The sequence below is a fragment of the Actinosynnema sp. NPDC004786 genome, from assembly GCF_053601135.1.
This window is the reverse complement of sequence record NZ_JBSGBG010000013.1, coordinates 95843-122537: the sequence shown is the minus strand read 5'-3', so window position 1 is coordinate 122537 and position 26695 is coordinate 95843. Positions and strand designations below refer to the sequence as shown.

Here is a 26695-nt window from a genome sequence, read left to right as displayed (position 1 = left end):
GCGCAGTGGAGGAAGAACCCGCGGTTACCGGTCATGACCGGCTGATTGCCGGCCGTTACCGCCTGCGGCACGTCCTGGGTCGCGGCTCGATGGGCACCGTTTGGGCCGCTCACGACGAGGTGTTGCGGCGGGACGTCGCGGTGAAGGAGATCCTTCGGCCGGAAGGCGCGCCGGACGACGAGGCGGAGCTGCTTCGGGAACGCACGCTGCGGGAGGCCCGTTCGGCGGCGGCCCTCGCCCACCCGAACCTCGTGACGCTGTACGACGTGGCGCAGGTCGACGGCGACCCGTACGTGGTGATGGAGCTGGTGCCGTCGTCGTCGCTGGCCGAGGTGGTGCGGCAGCGCGGCCCGCTGACCGACGTGCAGGGCGCGGTCGTGGCCGACGCGGTGGCGGCGGCGCTGGAGGCCGCGCACCGGGCCGGGATCACGCACCGGGACGTGAAGCCGGGCAACGTGCTCGTCGCCGACGACGGCCGGGTCAAGCTGACCGACTTCGGCATCGCCCGCAACGTCGCCGAGGCCACTCTGACCAGCCGCGGGATCACGCTGGGCACGCCCGCGTTCATCGCGCCGGAGGTGGCGGCGGGCGGCGCGGTGTCGTTCGCGGCGGACCAGTGGTCGTTGGGGGCGACGCTGTTCGCGGCGATGACGGGGCAACAGCCCTACGAGGGCGCGAACGTGCTCCAGACGATCAACCAGGTGGTGCACGGCGACGTGCCGTCGGCGTCGGTGTGCGGCGCGCTGGAGCCCGTGGTGGCCGGGTTGATGGTGAAGGAGCCGGCCGAGCGGATGGCGTTGGCCGAGGTGCGGCGGCTGGTCCGGCCGCTGCTGCCCGAGCCGGGCGCCGACGTGTTCCCCACGGCGGCGGCCACCCGCCCGGTGGTGGAGGTGGTGCGGCCACCGCTGGTCAAGCCGCCGATCCCGCCGGACACCCCGCTGGCCGACGACCCCGGCCCGCTGCCGTTCCCGGCGGCCGACCCGCCGACCCGGGAGCTGACCCGGCGGCCGGGGGTGGCGGTGCTGGTGGCCCTGGCGGCGGCGGTGCTGTTCGCGATCGGCAGCGTCTCCGGGTTCGCCCTGACCAGGACCGTGGCCGGCGCGCCGCTGCTGCCCCCGCCGAGCAAGGACACGCCGTCCCCGCCCGCGATCACCGGGACGCCGTCGCTGCGCCCGACCACCGCCTCCGCCGCCACCGCCAACGGCGAGCAGGGCGCGGAGTTCACCATCGACGTCGGGCCGGACTGGATCAGCTTCCTGGAGCAGCGGGCCAACAACGGGCTCGGGTTGAGCACGGTCGTCCACCTGGTCTCGCCGAACGGGTGGTACGAGGTGGCGGTCCAGCGGTTCCCGGACTACTACGCGCGGAACCGGATCGAGGACTACCTGGAGCTGGTGCGGTCGCGGTGGGCGGAGGACCAGTACTTCGGCGAGGCCCTGGAGCCGACCGACGTCCTGCCGCCGGGCGGGCCGGAGGCGGGCGTGCAGTACAGCTACCGGACCGTGGAACGGGCCACCTCCCTGGACCGCGGCGCCGTCGCGCCCGGTCCGGACCTGCGGCGCAGCCGGTACTCCCGGGTGCTGCCGCGCGGCAACGACCTGTGGGTCGTGGAGGTCGTCGTGCCGACGGAGCAGGAGGAGACGGGCCGCAGCCGGCTGTTCGACACCATCGCGCCCACGTTCCGGGTCAACGACTAGCCGCCGACTTCCCGGTGTTCCCCCGCTTCACCGGCATGCGCAAGCGCTTGCGGCACCCGCCGGCCCCTGGCGCGCCGGCCGGACCGCAGCAGTGCGGGCACCCGCCAGGGGCGGCTATTAGGCTCGCGCCGTGACCGCCATCAGTGAGAACACCACCCCCGAGGCCCTGGCGACCGACGCGGCCGAGGCGTTGGCCGAGCGGACCGGGGTGGCCAGGCACGACATCGCCGTGGTCCTCGGTTCGGGTTGGCGCCCGGCCGCCGACCTGATCGGCGCGCCGACCGCCGAGGTGCCCATGGGCGAGCTGCCCGGGTTCGAGGCGCCCACCGCCGTCGGCCACGGCGGGACCGTGCGGTCGGTGGCCGTCGGCGACAAGAACGTGCTGGTCATGCTCGGTCGCACGCACGGCTACGAGGGCAAGGGCGTGGCGAAGGTCGTGCACGGCGTGCGCACGGCGGCCGCGGCGGGCGTCGGCACGGTCGTGCTGACCAACGCGGCCGGCGGCCTGCGCCAGGGCATGTCGGTCGGCCAGCCGGTGCTGATCAGCGACCACCTGAACCTCACCGCGTCGTCCCCGCTGGTCGGGGCCCGGTTCGTGGACCTCACCGACCTGTACTCGCCGCGCCTGCGAGACCTCGCCCGGGAGATCGACCCGTCGCTGGAGGAGGGCGTCTACGCGGGGCTGCCCGGCCCGCACTTCGAGACGCCCGCCGAGATCCGGATGCTGCGCACGATGGGCGCGGACCTGGTCGGCATGTCGACCGTGCTGGAGGCCATCGCGGCCCGCGCGGAGGGCGTGGAGGTGTTCGGCCTGTCCCTGGTGACGAACCTGGCCGCGGGCATCACCGGCGAGCCGCTCAACCACGAAGAGGTGCTGGAGGCGGGCCAGGCGGCGGCGAGCCGGATGGGCGCGCTGCTGCGCGAGCTGGTGACGCGCGCATGACCCTCGGCCCGGCCCTGCGCGACGCCGCGTTCCGCTGGATCGCCGACGACCCCGACCCGGCGACGCGCCTGGAGTTGCAGACCGTCGTGGCGCGCGCGATGGGCGGCGACCCCGCCGCGGCCGAGGAGGTCGCCGACCGGATGGCGGGCCCGCTGACCTTCGGCACGGCGGGCCTGCGCGGTCCCGTGCGGGCCGGGCCGAACGGCATGAACCGGGCCGTCGTGATCCGCACCACGGCCGGGCTGGCCGCGTGGCTCCGGGCGAAGGGGCGCGTCGGCACGGTGTTCGTCGGCCGGGACGCGCGGCACGGGTCGGAGGACTTCGCCGCGGCGGCGGCCGGCGTGCTGGCGGGCGCGGGCTTCACCGTGCGGGCGCTGCCGCGGCCGCTGCCGACGCCGATCCTCGCGTTCCTGGTCAAGCGGCACGGCGCGGTGGCGGGCGTGCAGATCACCGCGTCGCACAACCCGCCCGCGGACAACGGCTACAAGCTCTACCTGGCGGGCGGCGGGCAGATCGTGCCGCCCGAGGACCGCGAGATCGAGGCGGCGATCCGGGGCGTGCCCGCGGCCGTGTCGGTGCCGCTGTCCGACGACCACCTGCCGGTGTCGGACGCCGAGGTGGACGAGTACCTGGAGCGGGTCGCGTCACTGCCCCGCGGCACGGCGCGCGACCTGCGCGTGGTGCTCACGCCGATGCACGGCGTCGGCGGCGCGACGGCGGTCGAGGCGTTGCGGCGGGCGGGGTTCACCGACGTGCGGGTGGTGCGGGAGCAGGCCGTGCCCGACCCGGCGTTCCCGACCGTGGCGTTCCCGAACCCCGAGGAGCCGGGCGCGGCGGACCGGTTGCTGGCGCTGGCCGCGGCCGAGGACGCCGACCTCGCCATCGCGCTGGACCCGGACGCGGACCGCTGCGCGCTGGGCGTCCGCGAGCGGGACGGGTCGTGGCGGATGCTGCGCGGCGACGAGACCGGCGTGCTGCTCGGGTCGCTCGTGCTGTCCACAACGGACAACCCGGACCCGTTGGTGGCCACCACGATCGTGTCGTCCTCGTTGCTGAAGTCGATCGCGGCGGCGCACGGCGCGCGGTACGCGGAGACGTTGACCGGCTTCAAGTGGCTCGTGCGCGCGGGCGACGGGCTCGTGTTCGCCTACGAGGAGGCGCTGGGCAACTGCGTCGACCCGGCGCACGTCAACGACAAGGACGGCATCTCGGCGGCCGTGGTGGCGTGCGACCTGGCCGCCGGGCTGAAGGCGTCCGGCCGCACCCTCCTGGACGCGCTGGACCAGCTCGCCGTCGACCACGGCCTGCACCTGACCGACCAGGTGTCGCTGCGGTTCACCGACCTGAGCCGGATCGGGGCGCTGATGGCCCGGTTGCGCGACCGGCCGCCCGCCGGGTTCGCGTTCGAGGACCTGCTGCCCGACGCCGACGTGGTGCGGCTCACGCGCGAGGGCGTGCGGGTGGTCGTGCGGCCGTCCGGGACGGAACCGAAGCTCAAGGCGTACCTGGAGGTCGTGGAACCGGTGGCCGGCGACCTGCCGTCCGCCCGCGACCGCGCCGGGCGGCGGCTGGCCGAGCTGCGGGCTCAGGTGTCGGACCTGCTCACGACGCCATAGCGAGCAGCAGGCACAGCACGGCGACGACGAGCGCCCCGCCCGCCACGTAGTACGCGCGCCTGGTGGGCGGGCTCACCGGTCGCGGCCGGTTCTGCGTGACCGCCGCCACCGAGATGCGGCCCGAGATGTAGCTCGTGGTGCACAGCGCGACGCCGGTCGCCAGGATCATCGTGTTGACGTCCCACGGGCTGTGGTCCACCCCCGGCCACAGGGCGATGAAGACGAGCGGCAGGCCGATCAGCCCGACCCCGATCGCGACCCCCGCGCCCCAGGTGATCCGCCGGTTCCGCTTCATCGTGGCGATGCTGCGAGTTTCCATGACTCCCTCCCGGTAACTACTACCGAAGACGTGCGACGGCCCCCTCGGTTCCCGTCCGCAACCGGGCGTGACCGATGCTACCGAGCGGTTGCCGCCGGCCGCGGGTCGCGGCACCCTGTCCCGCGTGCCCCGCCTGTTGATCGTGCACCACACCGCGTCGCCCGCCCTGCACGAGCTGTTCGAGGCGGTGCTGGAGGGCGCGAACGACCCGGAGCTGGCCGACGTCGAGGTGGTCCGCCGCCCGGCGCTGGGCGCGACCGCCTCCGACGTGCTGGAAGCCGACGGCTACCTGCTCGGCACGCCCGCCAACATCGGGTACATCAGCGGCGCGTTGAAGCACTTCTTCGACACCGTCTACTACCCGTGCCTGGACGCCACGCGCGGCCGGCCGTTCGGCGCGTACGTGCACGGCAACCTGGGCACCGAGGGCGCGGTGAAGGCGTTGCGCGACATCACGACCGGCATGGGGTGGCGGCCCGTCGCGGAGACGCTGGCGTTGACCGGGGCGCCGGACGCCGCCGCCCGGGAGCGGTGCCGCGAGCTGGGCGCCACGGTCGCGGCCACGTTGCTCTGATCCGTAACGCGGTGCCGCGCCGTGACGACACACTGCCACGACGACATGTGGAGGCAGTCGATGACCCAACCGGTCGGTCCCCCGCCGATGTGCGGTTCCTGCGGTGCTTACCTGCAGCCGCCGAGCACGACGTGCGCGGTCTGCGGGTCGACGCAGTGGCCGCAGCAGCCGGTGGCGCAGGCCCCGGCGTACCCGCCCCCGGGCGTGCAGCCGATGCCCTACGGGATGCCGGTGCGCGGTGTGGTGACGGCGAAGACGCCCGGCATCGCGGTGCTGCTGTCGTTGCTGTGGCTGGGCGCGGGCAACCTCTACGCGGGTCAGACGGCGCTCGGCGTGGTGCTGCTGCTGGTGAACTTCCCGCTGGTGTTCCTGGCCATGTCGGTGCTCGGGCTGATCATCGCGTTCCCGGTGTGGGCCGTGCTGGTGATCGTCTCGATCGCGACGGGCGTGCAGGGCGTGAAGAACTTCAACCACCGCAACGGCATCATCGTCCGGTAGCGGCGCTCACCGGTTCGACAGCTCCAGGAACTCCGGCGGGTACCGGTCGCCCGCGACGGCCGGCGCGGCGGCCTCGATCGCGCGGAGTTCCTCCGGGTCGAGCCGCAGGTCGGCGGCCGCGACGTTCTCCTCCAGGTACTTCACCCGCTTGGTGCCCGGGATGGGGACGACGTGCCCGTCGCGGTGGTGCACCCACGCCAGCGCCAACTGCCCGGCCGTGACGCCGCGTTCGGCGGCGAGCGCGCGCAACGCGTCCACGATGGCCGTGTTGCGGGCGAAGTTCTCCTCGGCGAACCGGGGCAAGCCGCGCCGCATGTCGTCCTCGGCCAGGTCGGCGACGGACGTGACGCGGCCGGTGAGGAACCCGCGACCCAGCGGCGAGAACGGCACGACGCCGATGCCCAGCTCGCGGCACGTGGGCGCGATCTCGGCCTCGACGTCGCGCGTCCACAGCGACCACTCGCTCTGCAACGCGCTGATCGGGTGCACGGCGTGCGCCCGGCGGATCGTCGCGGCCCCCGCCTCGGACAGCCCCAGGTGGCGGACCTTGCCCTCGGCGACGAGTTCGGCCATCGCGCCGACGGTCTCCTCGATCGGCACCAGCGGGTCGACCCGGTGCTGGTAGTACAGGTCGATGTGGTCCACGCCCAGGCGGCGCAGCGACGCCTCGGCGGCCCGCCTGACGTAGGCGGCGTCACCGCGCGGGCGGCGGTCCGGGTCGCCGAGGCCGAACTTCGTGGCGATCACCGCCTCGTCCCGGCGACCGCGCACGGCCCGGCCCACCAGCTCCTCGTTCGCGCCCGCGCCGTAGACGTCGGCGGTGTCGAGGAGCCGGACGCCGAGGTCGAGCGCCCGGTGGATGGTGGCGATCGACTCGGCCTCGTCCCCGACGCCGTAGGACTGGCTCATGCCCATGCAGCCGAGGCCCTGCCTGCCGGCCTCCAGCCCGCCCAGCGACGTCACGCGGTGATCCCCTCGACGAAGGTGTGCTCGATCTGCTCGTAGTGCGTGATCTTGTACTCGAGGACCTCCAGGCACGACTGGAGCTCGGCGATGCGCTCGCGGACCGAGGCCCGGTGTTCGAACAGGATCTGCTTGCGCCGCCCGGCGGTGGCCGCGCCGCGGTGCCTGAGCTGCGCGTACTCGCGCATCATGCGGATGGGCATGCCGGTGGTGCGCAGCCGGGTCAGGAACGCCAGCCAGCCGAGGTCGTCGTCGCTGTAGCTGCGCCGCCCGCCGGAGTCCCGGGCGGGCGGGTCGACCAGGCCGATCCGTTCGTAGTAGCGCAGCGTGTCGATCGACAACCCGCTGCGCTCGGCCGCTTGAGCGATCGAGTAAGTCACGTGACGACGGTAGGAGCTGGAGTGCACTCCAGGTCAAGCCGGTGGGCCCCACTCGGTCAGGTGCCGCGCCGGGCGGACCTCACTCGTCCTTCGGCGTGCCCCACGCCTCGAGGTGGGCGGCCATGCCGGCGACGTCGATCTGCTCCCGCCCCAGCGCGCGCACCAGGTCGAGCGCCTCGTCCTCCTCGGCGTCGATCCACCAGCCGTTGATGTCGCACAACGTCACCGCGGCGACCCAGCCCAGCCGCCAGTTCCCCTCGGCCAGCGGGCGGGTGCGGACGATGGAGTCGAGCAACGCGGAAGCTTTGAGCCAGAGCGTGTCGTACGCCTCGACCCCCAGCACTGTGGCCCTGGGGCGGTGGGCTGCGGAGTCGAGGAGACCTAAGTCGCGCACGACCAGGTCCCCGCCGGTGACGGCGGTCGCCAGCACGAGCAAGTCGCCGGCGTCGAGGTAGTTGACCACTGCTTGACGCGCTCCCTGTCCTGAAGGGCGGGGACTCCGGCACGGCCACGCCGCATCCGGGACGTCTCCTGCGCCACCTCCCACCCCCTCAGGTCCGTATCGCCTCCCCGCCCGACCGGCGGCGAGGATGTTGTCGGCCGCGTTGTGCGCCGAAGCGCAACCCGGACGCAGCCCGATCTTCAACGGCGCACGATACCGGTGCCCCTCCGAGCACCGTGGACGTTCACAGAGGTACAGCGGTGAACGGCGGGACACGCGGCGGTTGAGCTGCATGGATTGATCGTATCGAACATGTGTTCGAACGGCGAGGGCGAAGCGGGTCGGTCACCCGAAGGTGAGGGCGCGTCGTCGACGGGTGAGGTGGGTGCGGGGTCCCGCAACCGCGGCGGGACGTCAGGCGGAGCCCATCCGGTCGAGCAGGCCCCGGTACTTGGGGAGCACGCGCCCGAGGACCTCGGACAGCTGCTCCTCCTTCTGCAGCCTGGCCCACCGCTCGGCCAGCGCCAGGCGCACGACCTCCTGCTTGGAACGGCCTTCGGCGGCGGCGAGTTCGTCCAGCCGCCGGTTCTCCTCGTCACTCAGACGCAGAGTCATTGCCATGGAGAATGACGGTACCAACTTGATACCACGATGACCAGGGCGTGTTTTATAACACTGTTGCGATACGATGCCCCGGTGCCACGACCGAAGACTCACGACGACGCGCTGCGCGGGCGGTTGCTCGAGCGCGCGGGCGAACTGCTGTCCACCGAAGGACCCGGCGCTTTGAGCTTGCGCAGGCTCGCGGCGAATGTCAACACCTCGACCACGGCCGTGTACTCGCTCTTCGGCGGGAAGGCGGCGCTGCTGAACGCCGTCTACGAGGAGGCGTTCCGCCGATTCGGTGAACGCATCGCGAGCGTGCCGCAGACCGACGACCCGGTGGAGGACGTGGTCCAGATCGGTCTGGCGTACCGGCGGAGCGCGTTGGCCGACCCGCAGTTCTACCTCGTGATGTTCAGCAAGGTGGTGCCGAACTTCGAGCCGTCCGAGGAGACGAAGGAGGCGGCGGTCCGGACGTTCCTGCCGGTGGTGCGCGACGTCGGCCGGGCCGTGGAGGCGGGGCTGTTCCGGCCCGAACCGGCCGAGCGGATCGCGTTGGCGATGTGGGGCATGGTGCACGGGCTGGTGAGCCTGGAGCTGAACGGGAACCTGCCGCCGGGCGTCGAGATCGCCCCCGTCTACGAGAGCGCCCTGCGCGCCCACACCGACGGTTGGCGCGTTCGCCGGGAGGCGTAGGTGGGGTCCGGGGAGGCGGCCGCCGCGAAACCTCCCCGGACCCCGTGAACTGCCCCGAATCAGGACAGTCCGCTGGTGAGCGCCTTGATCAGCTCGCCGTCGGCGGTGTCGCCGTCGAGCGACCAGATCATGGCGCCGCCGAGGCGGCGTTCCGCCACGTAACGCCCCTTGCGCTTCATCTCGACCGGGTCGTCCCAGGTCCAGAACGTGGTGCCGTCGAACAGCCACGCGTGCCCGGCCTTGGGGTCCCGGTGGACGGTGAACTTCGCCAGCTGCGCCTTGAGGACGCGGTAGTCCTCGTACCCGGCCTCGTAGGTGGCGGGCGCGGGGCCGGCGGCGGGCTGGAACAGGCCGTTGCCCTCGTTGCGCACGCCCGTCCAGCCGCGGCTGTAGAACGGCACGCCCAGCACGACCTTCTGCTTCGGCGCGCCGTTGCGCAGGTAGTGGTCGATCGCGACCTGGGAGCTGAACGGCGGGCTCGTCGGGTCGGCCGCGGGGGTGCGGATCGCCGACTGCTGGTTGGTCAGCGGCTCCCACGCGCCGTGGTAGTCGTAGCCCTGGACCGTGCCGAAGGTCAGCAGCTCGAAGACCTTCTTCACCTCGAAGCCGCGGTCGACCTGGGCCGGGTTGGCGGGCAGGAACGCGGTCAGGTCGTAGCGCTTGCCGGTGCGCGAGGTCAGCTTGCCCAGCTGCTTGCGGTACTCGACGAGCAGGGCGGTGAAGTTCTGCTTGTCCTCGGGGCGCACCACGTTGCCGGGCGCGGCCTCGGAGGACGGCCACTCCCAGTCGAGGTCGATGCCGTCGAACACGCCGGCCGCCGCACCGGGCGCGGCGTCGGGGAAGTTGCCCTTGAGCCACATGTCGATGCAGGAGGCGACGTGCGCGGCGCGGGACTCGGGCGTGAGGGCCGCGTTGGAGAAGTACTTCGAGCCGGTCCAGCCGCCGAGCGAGATGTTGACGCGCAGCTGGGGGTGGCGGGCCTTGAGCTGCTTGAGCTGGTTGAGGTTGCCCGACAGCGGCTGGCCCGCGATGTCGGCCTTGCCGTTGACGCTCTGCTCGGCGGCGAACGGCCGCTGGTAGTCGGCCCACGGGTCGGCGCTGACGCACTTGCCGCTCTCGTCGAGGAAGCCGAACGCGTAGTTCAGGTGGGTGAGCCGCGGGGCGGTGCCGTTGGCGACCAGGTCGCGCACGAGGAAGTTGCGGTCGTAGCCGCTCCACTGGGTGTAGTACCCGACCACGCGCTCGTTGCGGCCGTGCCGGTCGTCCCGGTCGCCCTTGCCGTGCGCGACGGCCTGCGGCGCGAGCGACGCGGTCATCGCGGTGGCCAGGAGGGCGGGGAGCACCCATCTCCTGCTCGACATGCTTCTCCTCGCGGAACTCGACTGTGGTCCAGACCACGGTAGTGATGAGGTCTAGACCACCTCTACCCCCGAACGGCCGAATCCGCTAAGACGAATCCCCTTCACATCCATCCAGCTGACGCGCGTGTCCTACGTTCGCGTCGCGCGTGTCCTACGTTCGGAACACCCGAGTTGAACGCTCAGAACACGACCCGCCCGTCCTGAACGTTCAACTCGGGGTACGCGAACGTAGGACACGCGCGTTCCGAACGTAGGACACGCGGGTTCAGTGGACGGCGCCGTATTGGCGGTCGCCGGCGTCGCCGAGGCCGGGGACGATGAAGCCCGAGTCGTTCAGGCGCTCGTCCACGCTGGCCGTGACCAGGCGGACGGGGAGGGACGAGTCCTCCAGGTGCTTGATGCCCTCGGGGGCGGCCAGGGCGCAGATCGCGGTCACGTCGGTCGCGCCGCGGTCGGTCAGCAGCCGGATCGTGTACGCCATGGAGCCGCCCGTGGCGAGCATCGGGTCCAGCACGAAGACGGGCCGGCCGGCCAGCGTCTCGGGCAGCGACTCCATGTACGGGGTGGGCTGGAGCGTCTCCTCGTCCCGCGCCAGGCCGACGAACCCCATCTGCGCGTCCGGGATCAGCTTGTGCGCCTGGTCGGCCATCCCCAACCCGGCCCGCAGCACGGGCACCAGCAGCGGCGGGTTCGCGAGCCGGTAGCCGGTGGTCCGGGCCACGGGCGTGTGCAACCGCTCCTCGGCCACGGGCAGGTCGCGCGTGGCCTCGTACACGAGCATCACGGTCAGCTCGTGCAGCGCGGCGCGGAACGCCGCGTTGTCGGTGCGGGCGTCACGCATGGTGGTCAGCCGCGCCCTGGCCAGTGGGTGATCGACAACGAGGACGTCCATGGTCGAACAGTATGTGTCAACCGCCGACCGGCGTCCGACCGGAGCCGAAGCGCCCGGGGTTGACGAGGTGCTGCCGCGGGTAACGTCCTGACCATGGCCGACCACGTGCGGATCGGGGTGTTGGGGGCGGCGCGGATCGTGGCGGCGGTCGAGGTGTCGGCGGTGGCGGCGCGGGAGGTCGGGCGGGCGCGGGAGTTCGCGGATCGGCACGGCATCGCGAAGGTGCACACGACGTACGAAGAGCTGTTGGCCGACGAGAACCTGGACGCCGTCTACATCCCGCTGCCCAACGGGCTGCACGGGAGGTGGACGCTCGCGGCGCTGGCCGCCGGCAAGCACGTGCTGTGCGAGAAGCCCTTCGCGGCGAACGCGGACGAGGCCGCGGCGGTGGCGGAGGCCGCGAAGCGCAGCGGACTGGTGGTGATGGAGGCGTTCCACTACCGCTACCACCCGTTGGCGGCACGGCTGGCGGAGGTGGTCGCGGAGCTGGGCACGCTGCGGCACGTGGAGGCGCGGATGTGCATCCCGCTGCCCCGGTCGGCCGACATCCGCTACTCGTGGGAGCTGGCCGGCGGCGCGCTGATGGACGTCGGGTCGTACGCGGTGAACCTGGTGCGGCTGCTGGGCGGTGAGCCCGAGGTCAAGTCGGCGCGGGCCCTGCTGAAGCGCCCGGACGTCGACCGGGCCGTGCGGGCTGAGCTGAAGTTCCCGGGCGGGCACACCGGGACCGTGGTGGCGTCGCTGTGGTCGCGGTCGCTCGCGCGGCTCTCGGCCAGGGTGCTCGGCGACCACGGCGAGGTGCGCGTGTTCAACCCCTTCGCGCCCCAGTACGGCCACCGGCTCGCGGTGAGGCTGGACGGGCACCGGCGGGTCGAGCGGTTCGCCCGGCGGCCGACCTACGAGTACCAGCTGGAGGCGTTCGCGGACGCCGTGGTGCACGGCCGGCCGTTCCCGACGACGGCCGACGACGCGGTGGCCACCCTGCGCGTCGTGGACGACATCTACCGCGCCGCCGGCCTCCCGGTCCGCCGGCCGACCTGAAAACCGCGACCGGAACGCGACCACTCCACCGCCCGCCCTCCTAGACTCACCCGTGTGAGCGACGAGCTGGTCCCGGACCCCCGTCAGATGCGCGCCTCGGACGCCGACCGCGAGAAGGTCGCCCAGGTGCTCCAACAGGCCCACGGCGAGGGTCGGCTCGACCTGCACGAGCTGGACGAGCGCCTGGCCGCCGTGTACGCGTCGAAGACCTACGGCGACCTGGTGCCGCTGACCGCCGACCTCGGCGTGCCGCCGCCCACCGTGCTGCCCGCGCCGATCCAGCACCACGCCCCCGCCTCCCGCATCGGCGGCACGCCCGGCTCCACCGTGTCGTTCGCGTTCTGGTCGGGCGTGGAGCGGCGGGGCGAGTGGGTCGTGCCGCCGATGCACACGGCGGTGGCGTTCATGGGCGGCGTGGAGCTGGACCTGACCCGCGCCCGCTTCGCCCAGGGCGAGACGACGATCAACGCCTACGCGCTCATGGGCGCGGTGGAGATCATCGTGCCGGAGGACGTCACCGTCCGGGTGGACGGCATCGGCTTCATGGGCGCGTTCGAGGACGCCACCCACAAGGGTGCGCCGACCATCCCCGGCGGGCCGGTCGTGCGCATCACGGGCTTCGCGATGATGGGCGCGGTCGAGGTGAAGCGGCCCAAGAAGAAGAAGGTCAAGGGCCACAAGTACGACGAGCTGGAGGGCTAGCGCAGGGCGGCTGACCTGCCCGAAGTCGCTCACTTAGGACGGCCGTCCCATTCCGCCTAGACTCGGCGGCATGGCTGCTCCGACAACCCCACCGCGAACGCAGCTGCCCCCGGCGCTCGCGGACGCCGTGCGCGACGACGCGTCGCTGCGCCGGTTCCTGCACGGGCTGCCCGGTGTGGACCAGGTCGGCGTCGAACAGCGCGCGGCCGGTCTGGGCACCCGCAGCATCAAGAAGGCTGGCAAGCTCTGGGCCATCGACACCGCCATCGGCATGGTCGACCTGACCACGCTGGAGGGCGCGGACACGCCCGGCAAGGTGCGGTCGCTGGCCGCGAAGGCCCGCCGGCCCGACCCGGACCACCCGGAGGTGCCGCGCGTCGCCGCCGTCTGCGTGTACCCGGACATGGTCGCGACGGCGGTCGAGGAGCTGCGCGGCACCGGGATCGGGGTCGCGAGCGTCGCCACCGCGTTCCCGTCCGGCCGGTCGAGCCTGAAGGTGAAGCTTGAGGACACCGCCTTCGCCGTGGACGCGGGCGCGACCGAGATCGACATGGTGATCGACCGGGGCGCGTTCCTGTCCGGCCGCTACGGGCAGGTGTTCGACGAGATCGCGCAGGTCAAGCACGCCTGTGGGGACGCGCACCTCAAGGTCATCCTGGAGACCGGCGAACTGGCCACCTACGACAACGTGCGCCGCGCGTCGTGGCTCGCCCTGCTCGCGGGCGGCGACTTCGTCAAGACCTCCACCGGCAAGGTGACGCCCGCCGCGACGCTGCCGGTCACGCACGTCATGTTGCAGGCCGTCCGCGACTGGCACGCCCAGACGGGCGAGGTCCGCGGCGTGAAGCCCGCCGGCGGCATCCGCACGACCAAGGACGCGATCAAGTACCTGGTGGCGGTGCACGAGGTCGCGGGACCGGAGTGGCTGACCCCCGAGAAGTTCCGCTTCGGCGCCTCCACGCTGCTCAACGACCTGCTGATGCAGCGGCGCACCCAGTTGGCGGGCCACTACAGCGGCCCCGATTACGTGACGGTGGACTGACATGTGGGAATACGCGCCCGCGCCCGAGTCGCGGGACATCGCGAACCTCAAGCCGAACTACCGGATGTTCGTCGACGGCCAGTTCGTCGAGGGCGCCGGTGAGCCGCTGAAGACCGTCAACCCCGGCACGGAGGAGGTGCTGGCCGAGGTCTCCACGGCCGCGCCGGCGGACGTGGACAAGGCCGTGAAGGCCGCCCGCCGCGCCTACGACCGCGTCTGGGGCCGCATGCCCGGCTCCGAGCGGGCCAAGTACGTCTTCCGCATCGCCCGCCTGATCCAGGAGCGGGCGCGGGAGCTGGCGGTGCTGGAGTCGCTGGACAACGGCAAGCCGATCAAGGAGTCGCGCGACGTGGACGTGCCCACGGCCGCCGCGCACTTCTTCTACCACGCGGGTTGGGCGGACAAGCTCGGCTACGCGGGCTACGGCCCCGACCCCCGCCCGCTCGGCGTGGTCGGCCAGGTCATCCCGTGGAACTTCCCGCTGCTCATGGCCGCGTGGAAGATCGCGCCCGCGCTGGCCACCGGCAACACGGTCGTGCTCAAGCCGGCCGAGACGACGCCGCTGACCGCGCTGGTGCTGGCGGAGATCATCCAGCAGGCCGACCTGCCGCCCGGCGTGGTGAACATCCTGCCCGGCGCGGGCGACGTGGGCGCGGCCGTCGTGTCCCACCCGGACGTGGACAAGGTCGCGTTCACCGGCTCGACCGAGGTCGGCAAGATCATCCAGCGGCAGCTCGCCGGCACGGGTCGCAGGCTGACCCTGGAGCTGGGCGGCAAGGCGGCGAACATCGTGTTCGACGACGCCCCGCTGGACCAGGCGGTCGAGGGCATCGTCAACGGCATCTTCTTCAACCAGGGCCACGTGTGCTGCGCCGGCTCGCGGCTGCTGGTGCAGGAGTCGGTGGCCGAGGAGGTGCTGGAGAAGCTGCACGCCCGCATCACCACGCTGCGCGTCGGCGACCCGCTGGACAAGAACACCGACATCGGCGCGATCAACTCGCGCGAGCAGCTGACCAAGATCCAGGAGCTGGTCGAGTCCGGCGACGCCGAGGGCGCGCAGCGGTGGACGTCCTCGTGCCCGTTGCCGGACAAGGGTTTCTACTTCGCGCCGACGGTGTTCTCCAACGTGTCGCAGGCGATGCGGATCGCCCGCGAGGAGATCTTCGGGCCGGTGCTGTCCGTGCTGACGTTCCGCACCCCGGACGAGGCCGTGGCCAAGGCGAACAACACGCCGTACGGGCTGTCGGCCGGCATCTGGACCGAGAAGGGCTCCCGCATCCTGTGGGCGGCGCAGAAGATGCGCGCCGGCGTGGTGTGGGCGAACACGTTCAACCGCTTCGACCCGACCGCCCCGTTCGGCGGCTACCAGGAGTCGGGCTTCGGCCGCGAGGGCGGCCGCACCGGGCTGGAGGCGTACCTCGATGTCTGAGAACCGGATCGCGGTCGCGAAGACCTACAAGCTCTACATCGGCGGCGCCTTCCCGCGCTCGGAGTCGGGCCGGTCCTACCCGGTGGTCGACGCCAAGGGCGCGTTCCTGGCCAACGCCGCCCAGGGTTCCCGCAAGGACGCCCGGGACGCGGTGGCGGCGGCCCGCAAGGCGTTCCCCGGCTGGTCGGGGGCCACGGCCTACAACCGGGGGCAGGTGCTGTTCCGGGTCGCCGAGGTCCTGGAGGGCCGGCGGGAGCAGTTCATCGCCGAGGTGGCCGCGGCCGAGGGCGTCGCCGCCAAGAAGGCCCAGTCCCTGGTCGACGCCGCGATCGACCGGTGGGTCTGGTACGCGGGCTGGACGGACAAGGTCGCCACCGTGCTCGGCGCGTCCAACCCGGTGGCCGGCCCCTACTTCTCGTTCTCGGTGCCCGAGCCGACGGGCGTGGTCGCCGTCCTCGCCCCCCAGCAGTCGTCGCTGCTGGGCCTGATCAGCGCGGTCGCCCCGGTCATCACGACCGGCAACACGGCCGTGGTCGTGGCCTCCCAGGACCGCCCGCTGCCCGCGGTCACGCTCTCCGAGGTGCTGGCCACCTCCGACCTGCCCGGCGGCGTGGTCAACGTGCTGACCGGCCGCACCGCCGAAATCGCACCGTGGCTGGCCTCCCACGCGGACGTCAACGCGTTGGACCTGACCGGCGCACCCGAGTCGACCAGGGCGGACCTGGAACGCGCGGCCGCCGGCACCGTCAAGCGGGTCCTGCGCGCCCGCCCGGCCGAGGACTTCACCCGCGAACCCGACCTGGCCCGCCTGCGCGCCTTCCTGGAGACCAAGACCGTCTGGCACCCGATCGGCGTCTAACGCCGACAACCGAGCCAGCTGTGCACGAGCAGGCCGGTGCACCCGAGCACGACCGCGGCCACCGTCGCCGAGGTCGTGCCCTCGGGCTGCACCGGCCACGTCGCCAACCGGCTGAGCCAGTGCTCGTCCGCGGCCGGCACGACCAACGTGACACCGGCCCACCCCACGGGCAACGCCCAAGCCGCCCGCGCCCCGAACACCACCGCCCCCAACGCCGCGAGCCCACCAAGACCAACCACATCCCGGACCAGGAACGCCTCCGCCGCGATCGGCTCCGCCACCCACCCGACCGCCACCAGCGGCACCACGACGACCGCGCCACCCACCACCAGGTGCCCCGCCCGCCGCGGCGGCCACCCGAACGCCGCCGTGCGCTCCAACGCCAAGTCGTGCCCACCGAGCCCGGTGGCCACCACCGCCACCCCCACCGCCGCGCCGAACGCCCCCAACTGCGGACTGCCACCGGGCCAGGCGAGGTACCCGAGCACCCCCACCGCGACCACCACCGCCACCACCGCCGCGGGCAACTGCCGCGCCCGCGCGTACAGCACGAACCACCGCATCACCACGTCAACCACATGTCCTTCCCCCGGAGAAGGGTTCCGCGTCATCCCGCCGACCTGCCCGTCCGGCGAGGACGCTCTTGATCTCTCGATCACCTTCAACCCCTCCCCACCAACACCTCCAACGCATCACCGGCACAAGCCGCCTGCACCTCCCGCGCCGCCTGCACCCTGACCGCCTGCTCCCCCTCCGGCAACGCCCGCAACCTCCCCAGCGCATCCGTCGCCAACGCGTCGATCTCCGCCCCCAACCACTCGCGGAACGACGGCAGCGTCTCCACCCGACCGGTCAACCACGACGTCATCACCGCCCGCGCCGCCACCTCACGCGTCACCTCCCGCGGGATGACGTCGCCGTAGCACGTCCGCGTCCCCGCCCCCGCGACCAGGTACGCCGTCAACCGCTCGGCCGTCAGCGGCTCCCGCCGGAAGTACGCGATCTCGTCCAGGTCCACCCACACCGCGTCCATCGACTCCGGACCGCGCGCCGGCTCGCCCCGCACCGGCCCGGCCACCTCCCGCACCGACGTGGGAGGCGACGGCAGCCTCCCCAACAGCCGCAACGCCTCCCGCGCCGGCCCCGCCAACGCGGACCGCTCGTGCTCGTGCGCCCGCGTCAGGCACAACCCGTCCTCGCACACCAACTCCGCCGCCACCGCGTCACGCGCCACCGCCTCCCCCGGCGTCGCCGGCAGCAACGGCGCCACCACCACACCCGCCACCAGCACCGGCAGCACGCCCAACCACCGCCGCCGCGCCGCCACCAGCACGAACCCCGTCAACACCACCCCCGCGAACCACACCAACTGCACCGCGCTGACCGACCCCGGCACCGTCGCGTACACCGTGACCGGCATCGGCAGCGACGGCAGCAGCAGCACCCAGCCGAACGCCTCCCCCGCCACCGGCGCCGTCCCCAGCGACATCAGGGCCAGCCCGCCGATCGCCAGCAGCGGCGGCGTCAACGGCGACGGCACGAGCCTGGCCAGCCCCATGCCCAGCGCCGCCGCCCCGACCAGCGCCACCACGCCGACCAGCGCGATCGGCAGCCAGCCGAGGTGGAAGTAGTCCGTCGCCGACACCACCTGCGCCGCGCCGATCGCGAGCACCACCGCGTACGCCGCGGCCAGGGCCACGGCCAGCGCGCCGAGCGTCACCGCGACCCGCTGCGCCCTCGGCCTCGGCGTGGAGCCGAACAGCTCCCCCACCCCGGACCGCCGGTCCCGCAGGCCCTGCAACGCGCCGCCGCCCAGCGTCAACGGCCACGCCAGCACCAGCATGAACCGGACCCACTCGGCCATCGTCGTCCACTGCCGCGTCCACGCGGTGCTGTTCTTCGCCGACGGCCCCCAGCCGAGCATCCCCACCAGGGCCACCACCGCCAGCGCGCCGAGGACCAGCGCCGTGGTCCTCCTCAGCTCGATCCCGAGGATCCTCACCAGTCACCCGCCCCACCGAGGAGGGCCGAGTAGCCGCGTTCCAGCGGGCTGTCGCCGACGTCGTCCGGACCGCCCGCGGCGGCCAGGTCGTCGGGCGTGCCCTGGAACACGAGCCGGCCCTTGTTGAACAGCACCACGTCCGTGCACGCCGCCGCGACGTCCTCGACCAGGTGCGTCGACACGACCACGCACGAGTCCGCGCCCAGCTCCCCGAGCAGCTCCCGGAACCGGACCCGCTGACCGGGGTCGAGGCCCGCGGTCGGCTCGTCCAGCAGCAGCACCTCGGGGTCGTTGACGATGGCCTGGGCGATGCCCGCGCGCCGCACCATGCCGCCGGACAGCGACTTCATCCGCGAATCGGCGCGGTCGGCCAGCCCCACCCGCTCCACGGCCCGCTGCACCGCGCCGGGCACGTCCCGCTTGGGCATCTCCTTGAGCCACGCCACGTACTCGACGAACTCGCGCACCGTGAACCGCTTGTAGTAGCCGAAGTCCTGCGGCAGGTAGCCCAGCGACCGGCGCACCCGGCGCAGGTCGAGCCGCCCGGTCACGGACGAGCCGAGCACCGCCAACCGCCCGGACGCGGGCCGCAGCACGGTCGCCAGCGACCGGATCAGCGTCGTCTTGCCCGCCCCGTTCGGCCCGAGCAGGCCGTGCACGCCCCGGCCCAGCCGCAGGTCGAGCCCGTCCACCGCCATCGTGCGACCCGCGCGCACGCGCAGGCCCTCCGCCTCGACCTGCCAGGCGTACCCCGTCGGCGCGACCTCCGCCGCGCTCACCGCTCGTGCCACCAGCCCTCTTCCCTCCGTCACAGCCGCGCGTAGGCCGCGGCCCTGAAGAACACGGCGGCGGCGCCCCCGACCAGCACCGCCGCCCAGACCGGCGCCGCGCCCGGCGCGAGCACGCCCGGCACACCGCCGACGACCACCGCCGGACCGATCACCAGCGCCGCCCACGCGGCGACCGCGGCGACCGCGGCCCGGCGCACCCCGATCACGCCGCCGAGCGCCAACGTCACCGAGGTGACGGACAAGCACGGCAGCAGCCAGTACGCCGGCGACGCGCCGGTCAGCCAGCCGCCGAGCAGCAGGCCCGGCAGCACCACGACCAGCACCGCCACCGTGCGGCGCAACACCAGTTCCAACCCGGCCCGCGCGGTGGACACCACCAGCTCGTAGGCCGGGTCCATGCCCCGCGACCACGCCGCCGCCACGCCCAGGACCGGCACCACGGGGGCGACCAGCAGCACCGGGAACGACGTCGAGCGCTCGCCCACCAGCCCGTCCACCACCAGCGCCGCCAGCACCACGAACGCGGTCATGGCGAGCCACGGCAGCAGCGACGGCGTGGCCCAGCGCGCGACCCTCCGCCGGCGGCGCACCGGCGCGCCGGTCGGCTCCAGCCCCGCCCACACGGCCGTCGTCAATGCCGTGACCTGCGGCGGAGCCACGTCGGCCAGCCTGAGCCGGCAGGTCTCGCACGTCTCCAGGTGCGCCTCCACCGCCCACAGCACGTCGGCGGGCAGGTCGTCGCCCGCCGCGTAACGGGCGATCGACGCGGCCGTCGGGTGCTCGCTCATGACAGTGCCTCCCGCATCGCGATCCGGGCCCGCCGGGCGCGGGTCTTGACGGTGCCCTCGGGCACCCCGAGCAGCACCGCGGTCTCGCGCACGGTCAGCCCGTCCAGCACCATCGCCTGCAACACCTGGCGCAGCTCCGGCGCGAGGTCGCGCAGCGCGCCGCCGACGTCGTCGCTCAACGCGCCCGCCAGCGCCTCGTCCTCGGCGGCCGGCGCGACCTCCGCCACCGGCAGCGGCCCGGCCTGCCGGGCCCGCCTGCGGAACGCGTCGACCAGCCGCCGGGCCGCGATCGTCCACAGCCAGCCGACCGCCGTGCCGTCGACCGCCGCGCCCGCGAACGACCCCGCCGCCCGCCACACCGCCAGGTACGTCTCCTGCATGACCTCGGCCACGACCTGCTCGTCTGCGCACCGGCGGCGCAGGCGCACGGCCAGCCACGGCGACGTGCGGCGGTAGAGCTGCTCGAAGGCCGCGCGGTCGCCCCGGGCCACCGCGCGGACCAACTGCTCCTCGTTCACACCCGGCAAGACGGCCTCCGGCCGGAAAGGGTTCTCGCTATAGTGTGACCCTCGTCACATGGAACATCACGCCGGGTCCAGGACAGCGTCGAGCAATCCGACCAACGCCTCACCGCCGGCCGTCATCAGGAACCGGTCGCGGCCCAGGTCGCGCAGGTACCGCTCGCGCTTGGGGTCGTCGAACACGTCGGCCGCGCACGGCTCGATCTGCTGCCAGGCGGCGAACAGCGGGGACCGCGCGATGTTCACCCGGCGCAGCTCGCCCGCCCAGGGTAGAAGTCGCCGAAGATGCGGCGGTGGAAGGCGCAGGTGGGCGAGGTCGTAGAGGCCGGGCAGGGGCGCGAGCGCGAGCTGCTCCAGGCGCATGGCGCTCAGCCGCGCCTCGGCGAAGGCCCACTCGTCCGGGTCGGTCAGGCCGAGGGTGTTGCGCAGCACCCCGGATGCGGGGTCCAGGTGAGGATCTCCGGAGCCCACTAGCGGCGCAGTGCCCTGAGCTGCGACGACTCAGTCCACCGGAGATCGCGGGTCGGCAGGGCGGCCACGGCGGTCCCGCCGCCGGGTGAGGGCCAGCGCGGCCACACCGGACAGGACGAGCAGCCCGCCGGCGACCAGCGTGCCGCGCACCCCTGCGCCGGTGTCCGCGAGCCCGTCCTCCGGCCGGACCACCGGCGCGGTCGTCCCGGTCGTGCCCGTCGTCCCGCTCGTCGTCTCCGCCGCAGTGGTCGTCGTGGTGGCTGTCGTGGCGGTCGTCGTCCCTGCGGTGGTGGACGTGGTCGTGGTGGCGGACGTGGTCGTGGTCGTGGTGGCGGACGTGGTCGTGGTCGTGGTGGCGGACGTGGTCGTGGTCGTGGTGGTCGTCGTGGACGTGGGTTCGGCACAGGTCGTGAGGTCGTCCACGAACGGCGCGTAGTGGATCTCGCCGCCGTTGCTCCCGCCCCCGACCACCGGGCCGCCCTGCACGAGGGACTTCACCACGACCGCGCCCTCGATGTTGTTCGAGCTGTGGTCGACCAGCGTCGCGTTGGGGGCGTAGACGGTCCCCCAGACGGTGTTGGACTGCTCCGGCAACGTGATGGTCCCCGAGGTGGTGAAGTTCCACAGCACGTGCGTGGACGGCGCGTTGCCCTGCCAGGAGACGTTCGGCGGCGCGAACGTGTAGTCGCCGCTCACCTGGACGTTGACGATCAGCCACGCCTCGTCACCCGGCTGGAGGCCGCCCGCGAGCGGGTTGACGTACTCCAGCGCGTCGAGCTGCGCGCCGGTGAGGGTGAGGACGTTCTGGCCCGGCCGCAGGCCGAGGGTCGCGCCGGGATCGGTGCCGTTCCACGGGTTCTGCCCGTTCCCGTCCCGCAACTGGACCGTCGGGGCGCAGGCGTGCACGTCCGCGTTGATCCCCCGGTACAGCGCGAACAGGGCGGGGAAGTCGAACCCGCTCGGGCCGCCGACCGACGCGGCGGGCTGCGAGGTCTGGACCTGCACGGCGGGCAGCGTGCCCTCGTTGCCGCCCGCGGGCACGACGTGGGTCACGCCGCCGGACGGCAGCACGCTCGCGCCGCTCAGGTCGCCGATCTTGGCGTAGGAGTTGTCGAGCACCCTGAGCGTGCCCGTGCCGCTCTCCTCGAACAGCGGCCGGCCGCCGATCACCAGGCTGGTCGGCCGGGTGTCGCCGGGCAGGACGTAGGCGCCGGGGTGGTTGGGACCGGCGTTGTAGACGCGGAACCGGACGTCGCCGCCGATCGCCACCGGGCCCTCGGTCTCGTTCTCGTACAACGAGGCGTCGCCCTCGACCAGCACCAGGAACCCGTGGCTCGGGTCGGCCACCACGTCGTCCGGCGCGACGGGCCGCAGCGGGTTGACCACCGCGGCGAGCGCCGACCGGTCGTCGGACGCCCACCCGATCGCGGCGGCGGCGAGCGCGACGGCCGCCGCCACGCCGACGGCTCCGATGCGGCTGATCTGCATGTCCGGCTCCCGTGGAGGTGGACCACCTCCCCGCAGCCAACGTCACCGCGCCGACTTCAGCGCGCCAACCACCCTTCTTCCACCCACACGTGTGATCACCCGCGTGTCCTACCTCCAGAACGCGTGAGTCCTACGCTCAGAACGCGTGAGTCCTACGTTCACGAGCCCCGAGTTCAACGCCCAGGACGTCCGGCCGCTAGTTCGTGCACCACCCCAACCGGCCGTCGGTCGTCACCAACGGCTCGCAGTGGCCGAGCCTGCTGCGGTGCTCCAACGCCGTCGCGACCTGGTCCAGCATCTCGTCCAGGCTGGTCCACTCGGGCTTGAGCATCTCGCCCGCCTCCCGGTCCCACTCGACCACGCACCCCGACAGCACGCCGGGCCGCAGGTCCACCGCCAACGCGTCACCGCACCCGTCGAACGCGATCGGCAACCACTTCGGGTGGAACCCCACCGTGGGCGTGCCCGCCTCGGTGTCGAGGTCGGCCGGCCAGAACCGGGTTTTCAGCCGCCACGACTTCAACGCGTTGGTCGGCCCGAGAGGGGTGTAGAACGGCGGCAGCACCTCGGCGAACGCCAGGTCGGCCGTCCCGCCGCACACCGCCCACCACGCGCGCAGCTCGGCGGGCGGCTCCAGTCCGCTGGCAGCCGCCAACGCCTCGACCGCGGCGCTGTCCTCGGGGGGCACGAACGCCGATCCGGTCAAGGGGGCGTGGTCGTCCAGCCACGCCACGATCCGTTCCCAATGGCGTAAAACACCCACCTGCCCATGATCAGGTCTCGATACCACCGGTGGTACCGCTCATCGGGGCAGGATCTCGCCGAACACCGCACGGCCCACTGGCGGATCGGGCAGGATCACGGGCGCACGGCACCAAAGGGGGACGAGCGTGGCACGGGGTTTCGGCGTCGACACCGCGGCGCTGTCGGCGTACGGCAGCACGGCGACGGGTCTGGCGGACGAGGTCGGCGCGGTCGGCACGGCGACGTTGGCGGGCACGACGTCGTTGGCCGCGGGCAGTTTCGGCGCGATCGGCGACGAGGTCGGCCTGGGGGCCGCGTTCCAGCGCGCGGCGCAGGCCCAAGTGGACGGTGCGGCGGCCGCCTCCGCCGCCTTGTCGGCGTTCGCGGGCGAGGTGGGCAGGACCGCGCAGGCGTACGTCGAGCAGGAGGCGGCCAACAGCGCCGCCCTGGACCGGGCGTCGAGGGCCTGACGTGGACGTCGGCGGCCTCCTCGCGGCTCTGGTCCAGCCGATGAAGGACCACCTGGCCAAGCTCGACGGCGACACCGGCGGCGCGACGGGCGCGGCGGAGAAGTTCGGGCGCGCGGCCACGGCGTTGACCGGGATCGACGGCAGGCACACCGGCGCGGCCAACGCCGCGCTGACCGACTGGTACGGCGAGAAGGCGACCGCGTTCCAGTCCCGCGTCGCCGCGTTCTCCGGCGGCGTGGGCACGTTGGCGCGCAACGCCACGACCGTGCAGGAGGCCGCGACCGCGGCCGTGGAGGCGGTGGACCGCGGCCGGACCGCGATCCAGGGCCTGATCGACGAGTTCACCGGCTGGGCGTGGCCCCGGTTGGCGGCGGCGGCCGCGGCGGGCGTGTTCGGCGGGATCGGCGCGGTGCTCGCGGTGGCCGCGGAGGTGACCGCGAAGGCCCGCGAGTACGAGGGTAGGACCGGTCAGGAGCTGGACCGGGTCCGCACCGCGCTGACGGACGTCGTGGCGCGGCTCCAAGGGCTGACCCAGCCGAACTTCGCCGGCATCGGTGATCCGCTGGGCGCGGAGAACGGCGGCACCACCTCGACCTCGTCGGCGGGCGACACGGGCGGGTCGTCCTCGTCCGGCGGTAGCGGCAACGGCAGCGGCAACGGCGGTGGCGGGAGTGGCGGCGGCGGAGGGGGCGGTGGAGGCGGCGGTGCCGTCGGTCCGCGCCTGCCGGTCGCCATCCCACCCCAACCGGGCACCGGCGTCGGCGTGAACCTGCCCGACGGCAGCTCCGCCGAAGCGCCCAACGAGACCGCCGCCCGCGCCGTGCGCAACGCGTTGTCCGCGCTCGGCACCCCGTACGTGTGGGGCGGCGCGAACCCGCCCCAGGGCACGGACTGCAGCGGCCTGACCCAGTGGGCGTACGCCGGCGCGGGCTTCGACATCCCCCGGCCCGCGTCGTCGCAGGCGATGGGCGCGTCCGTGCCGCCCGGCCAGGTGCTGCCGGGCGACCTGGTGGTGTGGGACGGGCACGTGGCCATGGTGATCGGCAACGGCCAGATGGTGGAGGCGGGCGACCCGGTACAGGTCAACCCGATCCGCACCACCAACAGCGGCATGGGTTTCCTGGGCTTCTACCGACCGACGGGCTGAGGACGTGGACGAGACGCAGCGGGCGGCCGACCGGGTCGCCGACACCGGGCGACGGGTGTCCGAGCACGTCGCGCGCACCGGACCCGTGCTCGGCCGGGCGTCGTCTCCGGACGGCGCGGTCACGGTCGTCACCCCGCCCGGCGGCCCGCCGCGCGACGTGCGGGTCTCGCCGGCGGCGCTGGCGATGGGCCCGCGGGCGCTGGCGGACGAGATCCTGCGCGTGTCCGCGCGGGCGTCGAAGGACGCCGCCGCACGGGCGCACCGGGCGTTGGAACGCGTGGTCGACCCGGCGACGGCGCGCGCGTTGGCCGAGATCGGCTTCGAGCCCGGCCCGGACGACGAGGACTTCGGTGGTTCGTACCTGAGGGGGTCGCGGTGACGGAAGAACGGCTCGCGGCGGCCGAGGGCCTGACCGGGGTGCTGGCCCGCACCACCGGCGCCGCCGAGCACCCGACCCGGCTGGCCCGCGCCACCGCGACCGCGACGGGTGAGCTGAAGGCGCTCGACCTGCACCCCAACGCGTTGGCGCAGGGGCCCGACTTCGTCGGCCGGCTGGTCGTGGAGACGGCGCGGCTCGCCACCGACGCGGCCGTGCAGACCGGCTACAACGAGCTGGCCAAGGCCCTGGGCGACGGCATGGCCATGGCGGTGGAGGCGTTCGCCGGCCCACCGCCGTTCAAGACCGCCGCCCGGCCGCCCGCCAGCGCTCCGCCGCCCACGAACGCCGCGCCCGTCGCACCGCCCGCGCCGTCGCGTCCGGCCTGGTCGGCGGAACCGCCGCGGCCCGCCGGCCCGCCACCGCCGCCGTGGGCCGGACAGCAGCGCGGCCGCCCCGCGCCCCGCCCGACGCCCGAGGAAGCGGACGACGACGACTACTTCGCGGACCCTTTCCGTGGTCAACGGCAGTAGTGCGTGATCGACCCCGTAGTCTTGCCAGCGCATCGCAAAGGGGCATGGCGTGACCGGGAGGTCGGATGGCACAGGACATCGTCCCGATCGAGCTGGGGCTCACCCAGGGTGATGTGGTCACCCTGTGGGCCCCGCGCTGGCGGGAAGAGGGCGAGGAGTGGGAAGCCTTCCTCGGCCACGAGGAGGACCTGTACGCGTTCCCCGATGCCGCGCACCTGGCGGCGTTCGTGCGCAAGGCCGAGGAGCACGACCTGACCGACCACCCGGCGTGGCACGTCGTGCCGGGGCTGTCGGTCGGCGAGCTGTCGCCGGACGACAACCACCAGTTCGACCTGGTCGGCGTGCCGGAGCTGGTCGCCGAGGAGCCCGACACCTGGGTCATCGGCGAGCTGGCCGACGTGATCTCGATCGTGCGCTCCCTGGCCGACGTGTGCGACCTGGAGAAGGTGCACGAGGTCCTGGACTCGGCCGAGGGCTTCGCCCTGCTGCCGCAGGGCACGCTGCCGTTCACCGGCCGCGAGGGCCAGGCGCTGTGGACCGAGATCTCCCAGGTCGTCGCCGAGAAGTGGGACGAGGTGCTGGACGCGATCGACGAGGTCGTGACCACGCCGGAGGTCGACGAGACCGCGCTGAAGGCCGCGCAGGACGAGCTGGCCGAGTTCGAGGAGGCCAACGCCGCGGCGGCGGCCACCCGGGACGAGGACGACGAGGACGACGACGAGGAGCCCGTCTCGTTCTGGAACGAGATCGGCATCGACCCGATCAAGATCATCAGCGGTGCGGGCGAGTACTACACGCTGCGCTGCTACCTGGACGACCAGCCGGTGTTCCTCGGCCGCAAGGGCAAGATCGACGTCTTCACCTCGCCGCGCGCGCTGGCCCGGTTCATCGTCGAGGCCGACGACAACGACCTGGCCGAGGTGTCGACCTGGGGCGAGCTGGTCACCAAGGCGACCGGCGGCGACCTGGAGGTCGAGGTCGACCCGGACAACGTCTACGTGCTCACCGGCCTGGACGAGGACATCGTGGACGGCCCGGACGCGATCGACCCCACGCAGCTCGACCTGGTGGTCGAACTGCTGGAGGACGCGGGCGAGTGGGCCAACGACGACTCCGTGAAGGTCGCCCTGAACCAGTCCGAGCGGCTGGGGTGGCTGGTGTCGTACGTGCTCAAGCCGGACCCCACGCGGCTCGCGCCCAGCGCCCCGTTCGACGAGGAGCAGGTGGCGTGGCGGTCGCTGGTGGCCGCCTTCGAGGACCGGCTGAGGGTGCACTAGCGGCACTGGCAGGCCGAACGAGCGGCGGTC

Annotated in this window: 31 protein-coding genes; 16 read left to right on the top strand and 15 right to left on the bottom strand. The window is 73.2% G+C overall.

Annotation, left to right across the window (positions count from 1 at the left end):
• Positions 1–5 precede the first annotated feature (5 nt).
• The 3 genes from ACWEFJ_RS14235 (at position 6) to ACWEFJ_RS14225 (ending at position 4256) form a co-directional block, all read left to right on the top strand.
• Complete coding sequence (locus ACWEFJ_RS14235; RefSeq protein ID WP_449713971.1) at positions 6–1697, top strand: serine/threonine-protein kinase; 1692 nt, start codon at positions 6–8, stop codon at positions 1695–1697.
• A gap of 130 nt (positions 1698–1827) precedes the next feature.
• On the top strand, positions 1828–2640 hold the full coding sequence (locus tag ACWEFJ_RS14230; RefSeq protein ID WP_378095046.1) for a purine-nucleoside phosphorylase: 813 nt from the start codon (positions 1828–1830) through the stop codon (positions 2638–2640).
• Positions 2637–4256 (top strand): phospho-sugar mutase, encoded by a 1620-nt coding sequence (locus ACWEFJ_RS14225; protein WP_449713970.1) that lies wholly within the window; start codon positions 2637–2639, stop codon positions 4254–4256. Before ACWEFJ_RS14230 ends, ACWEFJ_RS14225 begins: the two co-directional genes overlap by 4 nt.
• Here the strand turns inward: ACWEFJ_RS14225 and ACWEFJ_RS14220 are convergent.
• Positions 4243–4575 carry a hypothetical protein gene (locus ACWEFJ_RS14220; RefSeq protein WP_449713969.1) on the bottom strand — a complete coding sequence of 111 codons (333 nt, stop codon included), beginning with the start codon at positions 4573–4575 and terminating at the stop codon, positions 4243–4245. The genes ACWEFJ_RS14225 and ACWEFJ_RS14220 overlap by 14 nt on opposite strands.
• Before the next feature lie 124 nt (positions 4576–4699).
• Between ACWEFJ_RS14220 and ACWEFJ_RS14215 the strand changes: the two genes are divergently transcribed.
• Together ACWEFJ_RS14215 and ACWEFJ_RS14210 are read left to right on the top strand one after the other, a co-directional pair.
• Positions 4700–5149 carry a flavodoxin family protein gene (locus ACWEFJ_RS14215; protein WP_449713968.1) on the top strand — a complete coding sequence of 150 codons (450 nt, stop codon included), beginning with the start codon at positions 4700–4702 and terminating at the stop codon, positions 5147–5149.
• Positions 5150–5209: 60 nt separating this feature from the next.
• On the top strand, positions 5210–5647 hold the full coding sequence (locus ACWEFJ_RS14210; RefSeq protein ID WP_378095054.1) for a TM2 domain-containing protein: 438 nt from the start codon (positions 5210–5212) through the stop codon (positions 5645–5647).
• A gap of 6 nt (positions 5648–5653) precedes the next feature.
• On the opposite strand, the gene ACWEFJ_RS14205 is transcribed toward ACWEFJ_RS14210, so the two are convergent.
• From ACWEFJ_RS14205 to ACWEFJ_RS14190, 4 genes are all read right to left on the bottom strand, one after another.
• The gene (locus ACWEFJ_RS14205; protein WP_449714017.1) at positions 5654–6562 is read right to left on the bottom strand and encodes an aldo/keto reductase; all 909 of its coding nucleotides are present in this window, start codon (positions 6560–6562) and stop codon (positions 5654–5656) included.
• A 44-nt stretch (positions 6563–6606) separates the two neighbouring features.
• Entirely contained in the window at positions 6607–6990 is a 384-nt protein-coding gene (locus tag ACWEFJ_RS14200; RefSeq protein ID WP_378095056.1) for a MerR family transcriptional regulator, read from the bottom strand.
• A 79-nt stretch (positions 6991–7069) separates the two neighbouring features.
• On the bottom strand, positions 7070–7453 hold the full coding sequence (locus ACWEFJ_RS14195; protein WP_378095058.1) for a type II toxin-antitoxin system death-on-curing family toxin: 384 nt from the start codon (positions 7451–7453) through the stop codon (positions 7070–7072).
• 393 nt (positions 7454–7846) lie between these two features.
• Positions 7847–8047 (bottom strand): type II toxin-antitoxin system VapB family antitoxin, encoded by a 201-nt coding sequence (locus tag ACWEFJ_RS14190; RefSeq protein WP_378095061.1) that lies wholly within the window; start codon positions 8045–8047, stop codon positions 7847–7849.
• Positions 8048–8128: 81 nt separating this feature from the next.
• Here ACWEFJ_RS14190 and ACWEFJ_RS14185 point away from each other — a divergent pair, with 81 nt between their 5' ends.
• On the top strand, positions 8129–8731 hold the full coding sequence (locus tag ACWEFJ_RS14185; protein ID WP_449713967.1) for a TetR/AcrR family transcriptional regulator: 603 nt from the start codon (positions 8129–8131) through the stop codon (positions 8729–8731).
• A gap of 59 nt (positions 8732–8790) precedes the next feature.
• On the opposite strand, the gene ACWEFJ_RS14180 is transcribed toward ACWEFJ_RS14185, so the two are convergent.
• A complete protein-coding gene (locus ACWEFJ_RS14180; protein WP_449713966.1) occupies positions 8791–10092 on the bottom strand; it encodes a glycoside hydrolase family 18 protein in 1302 nt (433 codons plus the stop codon).
• A 265-nt stretch (positions 10093–10357) separates the two neighbouring features.
• Positions 10358–10984 (bottom strand): uracil phosphoribosyltransferase, encoded by a 627-nt coding sequence (gene upp, locus ACWEFJ_RS14175; protein ID WP_378096027.1) that lies wholly within the window; start codon positions 10982–10984, stop codon positions 10358–10360.
• A 93-nt stretch (positions 10985–11077) separates the two neighbouring features.
• On the opposite strand from upp, the gene ACWEFJ_RS14170 reads away from it, so the two are divergent.
• From ACWEFJ_RS14170 to ACWEFJ_RS14150, 5 genes are all read left to right on the top strand, one after another.
• On the top strand, positions 11078–12025 hold the full coding sequence (locus ACWEFJ_RS14170; RefSeq protein ID WP_449713965.1) for a Gfo/Idh/MocA family protein: 948 nt from the start codon (positions 11078–11080) through the stop codon (positions 12023–12025).
• A gap of 54 nt (positions 12026–12079) precedes the next feature.
• Positions 12080–12727, top strand: coding sequence for a DUF1707 SHOCT-like domain-containing protein (locus tag ACWEFJ_RS14165; protein ID WP_378096020.1), 648 nt, complete (start codon positions 12080–12082; stop codon positions 12725–12727).
• A 70-nt stretch (positions 12728–12797) separates the two neighbouring features.
• On the top strand, positions 12798–13769 hold the full coding sequence (deoC, locus tag ACWEFJ_RS14160; protein WP_378096017.1) for a deoxyribose-phosphate aldolase: 972 nt from the start codon (positions 12798–12800) through the stop codon (positions 13767–13769).
• 1 nt (position 13770) lies between these two features.
• Positions 13771–15198, top strand: a complete 1428-nt coding sequence (locus ACWEFJ_RS14155; RefSeq protein ID WP_449713964.1) for an aldehyde dehydrogenase family protein — start codon at positions 13771–13773, stop codon at positions 15196–15198.
• Complete coding sequence (locus ACWEFJ_RS14150) at positions 15191–16057, top strand: aldehyde dehydrogenase family protein (RefSeq protein WP_378096011.1); 867 nt, start codon at positions 15191–15193, stop codon at positions 16055–16057. Before ACWEFJ_RS14155 ends, ACWEFJ_RS14150 begins: the two co-directional genes overlap by 8 nt.
• Here ACWEFJ_RS14150 and ACWEFJ_RS14145 read toward each other — a convergent pair.
• From ACWEFJ_RS14145 to ACWEFJ_RS14110, 8 genes are all read right to left on the bottom strand, one after another.
• Positions 16054–16635, bottom strand: coding sequence for a hypothetical protein (locus ACWEFJ_RS14145; protein ID WP_378096008.1), 582 nt, complete (start codon positions 16633–16635; stop codon positions 16054–16056). The two genes, ACWEFJ_RS14150 and ACWEFJ_RS14145, sit on opposite strands and share 4 nt — an antisense overlap.
• Positions 16636–16718: 83 nt before the next feature.
• On the bottom strand, positions 16719–18059 hold the full coding sequence (locus ACWEFJ_RS14140; protein WP_449713963.1) for a hypothetical protein: 1341 nt from the start codon (positions 18057–18059) through the stop codon (positions 16719–16721).
• Positions 18056–18850: an ABC transporter ATP-binding protein gene (locus tag ACWEFJ_RS14135; protein ID WP_378096002.1), complete on the bottom strand. Its 795-nt coding sequence runs from the start codon at positions 18848–18850 to the stop codon at positions 18056–18058. The genes ACWEFJ_RS14140 and ACWEFJ_RS14135 overlap by 4 nt, the downstream gene beginning before the upstream one ends.
• Positions 18851–18867: 17 nt before the next feature.
• Positions 18868–19638, bottom strand: coding sequence for a cupin domain-containing protein (locus tag ACWEFJ_RS14130; protein ID WP_378096000.1), 771 nt, complete (start codon positions 19636–19638; stop codon positions 18868–18870).
• Complete coding sequence (locus tag ACWEFJ_RS14125) at positions 19635–20165, bottom strand: RNA polymerase sigma factor (protein ID WP_378095997.1); 531 nt, start codon at positions 20163–20165, stop codon at positions 19635–19637. The genes ACWEFJ_RS14130 and ACWEFJ_RS14125 overlap by 4 nt, the downstream gene beginning before the upstream one ends.
• Positions 20166–20222: 57 nt before the next feature.
• A complete protein-coding gene (locus ACWEFJ_RS14120; protein WP_449713962.1) occupies positions 20223–20591 on the bottom strand; it encodes a hypothetical protein in 369 nt (122 codons plus the stop codon).
• Between the two features lie 69 nt (positions 20592–20660).
• Positions 20661–22118, bottom strand: coding sequence for a collagen-binding domain-containing protein (locus tag ACWEFJ_RS14115; protein WP_449713961.1), 1458 nt, complete (start codon positions 22116–22118; stop codon positions 20661–20663).
• Between the two features lie 196 nt (positions 22119–22314).
• Complete coding sequence (locus ACWEFJ_RS14110; RefSeq protein ID WP_378095988.1) at positions 22315–22881, bottom strand: SMI1/KNR4 family protein; 567 nt, start codon at positions 22879–22881, stop codon at positions 22315–22317.
• Between the two features lie 127 nt (positions 22882–23008).
• On the opposite strand from ACWEFJ_RS14110, the gene ACWEFJ_RS14105 reads away from it, so the two are divergent.
• The 5 genes from ACWEFJ_RS14105 (at position 23009) to ACWEFJ_RS14085 (ending at position 26665) form a co-directional block, all read left to right on the top strand.
• Positions 23009–23332 (top strand): type VII secretion target, encoded by a 324-nt coding sequence (locus tag ACWEFJ_RS14105; protein WP_378095985.1) that lies wholly within the window; start codon positions 23009–23011, stop codon positions 23330–23332.
• A 1-nt stretch (position 23333) separates the two neighbouring features.
• Positions 23334–24479, top strand: coding sequence for a C40 family peptidase (locus ACWEFJ_RS14100; protein ID WP_449713960.1), 1146 nt, complete (start codon positions 23334–23336; stop codon positions 24477–24479).
• Positions 24480–24483: 4 nt separating this feature from the next.
• Positions 24484–24858 carry a hypothetical protein gene (locus tag ACWEFJ_RS14095; protein WP_449713959.1) on the top strand — a complete coding sequence of 125 codons (375 nt, stop codon included), beginning with the start codon at positions 24484–24486 and terminating at the stop codon, positions 24856–24858.
• A complete protein-coding gene (locus tag ACWEFJ_RS14090) occupies positions 24855–25388 on the top strand; it encodes a hypothetical protein (protein WP_449713958.1) in 534 nt (177 codons plus the stop codon). Before ACWEFJ_RS14095 ends, ACWEFJ_RS14090 begins: the two co-directional genes overlap by 4 nt.
• 65 nt (positions 25389–25453) lie before the next feature.
• Positions 25454–26665 carry a primosomal protein gene (locus ACWEFJ_RS14085; protein WP_378098465.1) on the top strand — a complete coding sequence of 404 codons (1212 nt, stop codon included), beginning with the start codon at positions 25454–25456 and terminating at the stop codon, positions 26663–26665.
• Positions 26666–26695: the final 30 nt, after the last annotated feature.

Coding starts and splice junctions, on each gene's coding strand:
- ACWEFJ_RS14225 (WP_449713970.1), top strand. CDS start 2,637: ATGACCCTCGGCCCGGCCCTGCGCGACGCCGCGTTCCGCTGGATCGCC.
- ACWEFJ_RS14150 (WP_378096011.1), top strand. CDS start 15,191: ATGTCTGAGAACCGGATCGCGGTCGCGAAGACCTACAAGCTCTACATC.
- ACWEFJ_RS14180 (WP_449713966.1), bottom strand. CDS start 10,092: ATGTCGAGCAGGAGATGGGTGCTCCCCGCCCTCCTGGCCACCGCGATG.
- deoC (WP_378096017.1), top strand. CDS start 12,798: ATGGCTGCTCCGACAACCCCACCGCGAACGCAGCTGCCCCCGGCGCTC.
- upp (WP_378096027.1), bottom strand. CDS start 10,984: ATGGACGTCCTCGTTGTCGATCACCCACTGGCCAGGGCGCGGCTGACC.
- ACWEFJ_RS14115 (WP_449713961.1), bottom strand. CDS start 22,118: ATGCAGATCAGCCGCATCGGAGCCGTCGGCGTGGCGGCGGCCGTCGCG.
- ACWEFJ_RS14085 (WP_378098465.1), top strand. CDS start 25,454: ATGGCACAGGACATCGTCCCGATCGAGCTGGGGCTCACCCAGGGTGAT.
- ACWEFJ_RS14220 (WP_449713969.1), bottom strand. CDS start 4,575: ATGGAAACTCGCAGCATCGCCACGATGAAGCGGAACCGGCGGATCACC.
- ACWEFJ_RS14155 (WP_449713964.1), top strand. CDS start 13,771: ATGTGGGAATACGCGCCCGCGCCCGAGTCGCGGGACATCGCGAACCTC.
- ACWEFJ_RS14130 (WP_378096000.1), bottom strand. CDS start 19,638: ATGAGCGAGCACCCGACGGCCGCGTCGATCGCCCGTTACGCGGCGGGC.
- ACWEFJ_RS14210 (WP_378095054.1), top strand. CDS start 5,210: ATGACCCAACCGGTCGGTCCCCCGCCGATGTGCGGTTCCTGCGGTGCT.
- ACWEFJ_RS14205 (WP_449714017.1), bottom strand. CDS start 6,562: ATGGGCATGAGCCAGTCCTACGGCGTCGGGGACGAGGCCGAGTCGATC.
- ACWEFJ_RS14170 (WP_449713965.1), top strand. CDS start 11,078: ATGGCCGACCACGTGCGGATCGGGGTGTTGGGGGCGGCGCGGATCGTG.
- ACWEFJ_RS14190 (WP_378095061.1), bottom strand. CDS start 8,047: ATGACTCTGCGTCTGAGTGACGAGGAGAACCGGCGGCTGGACGAACTC.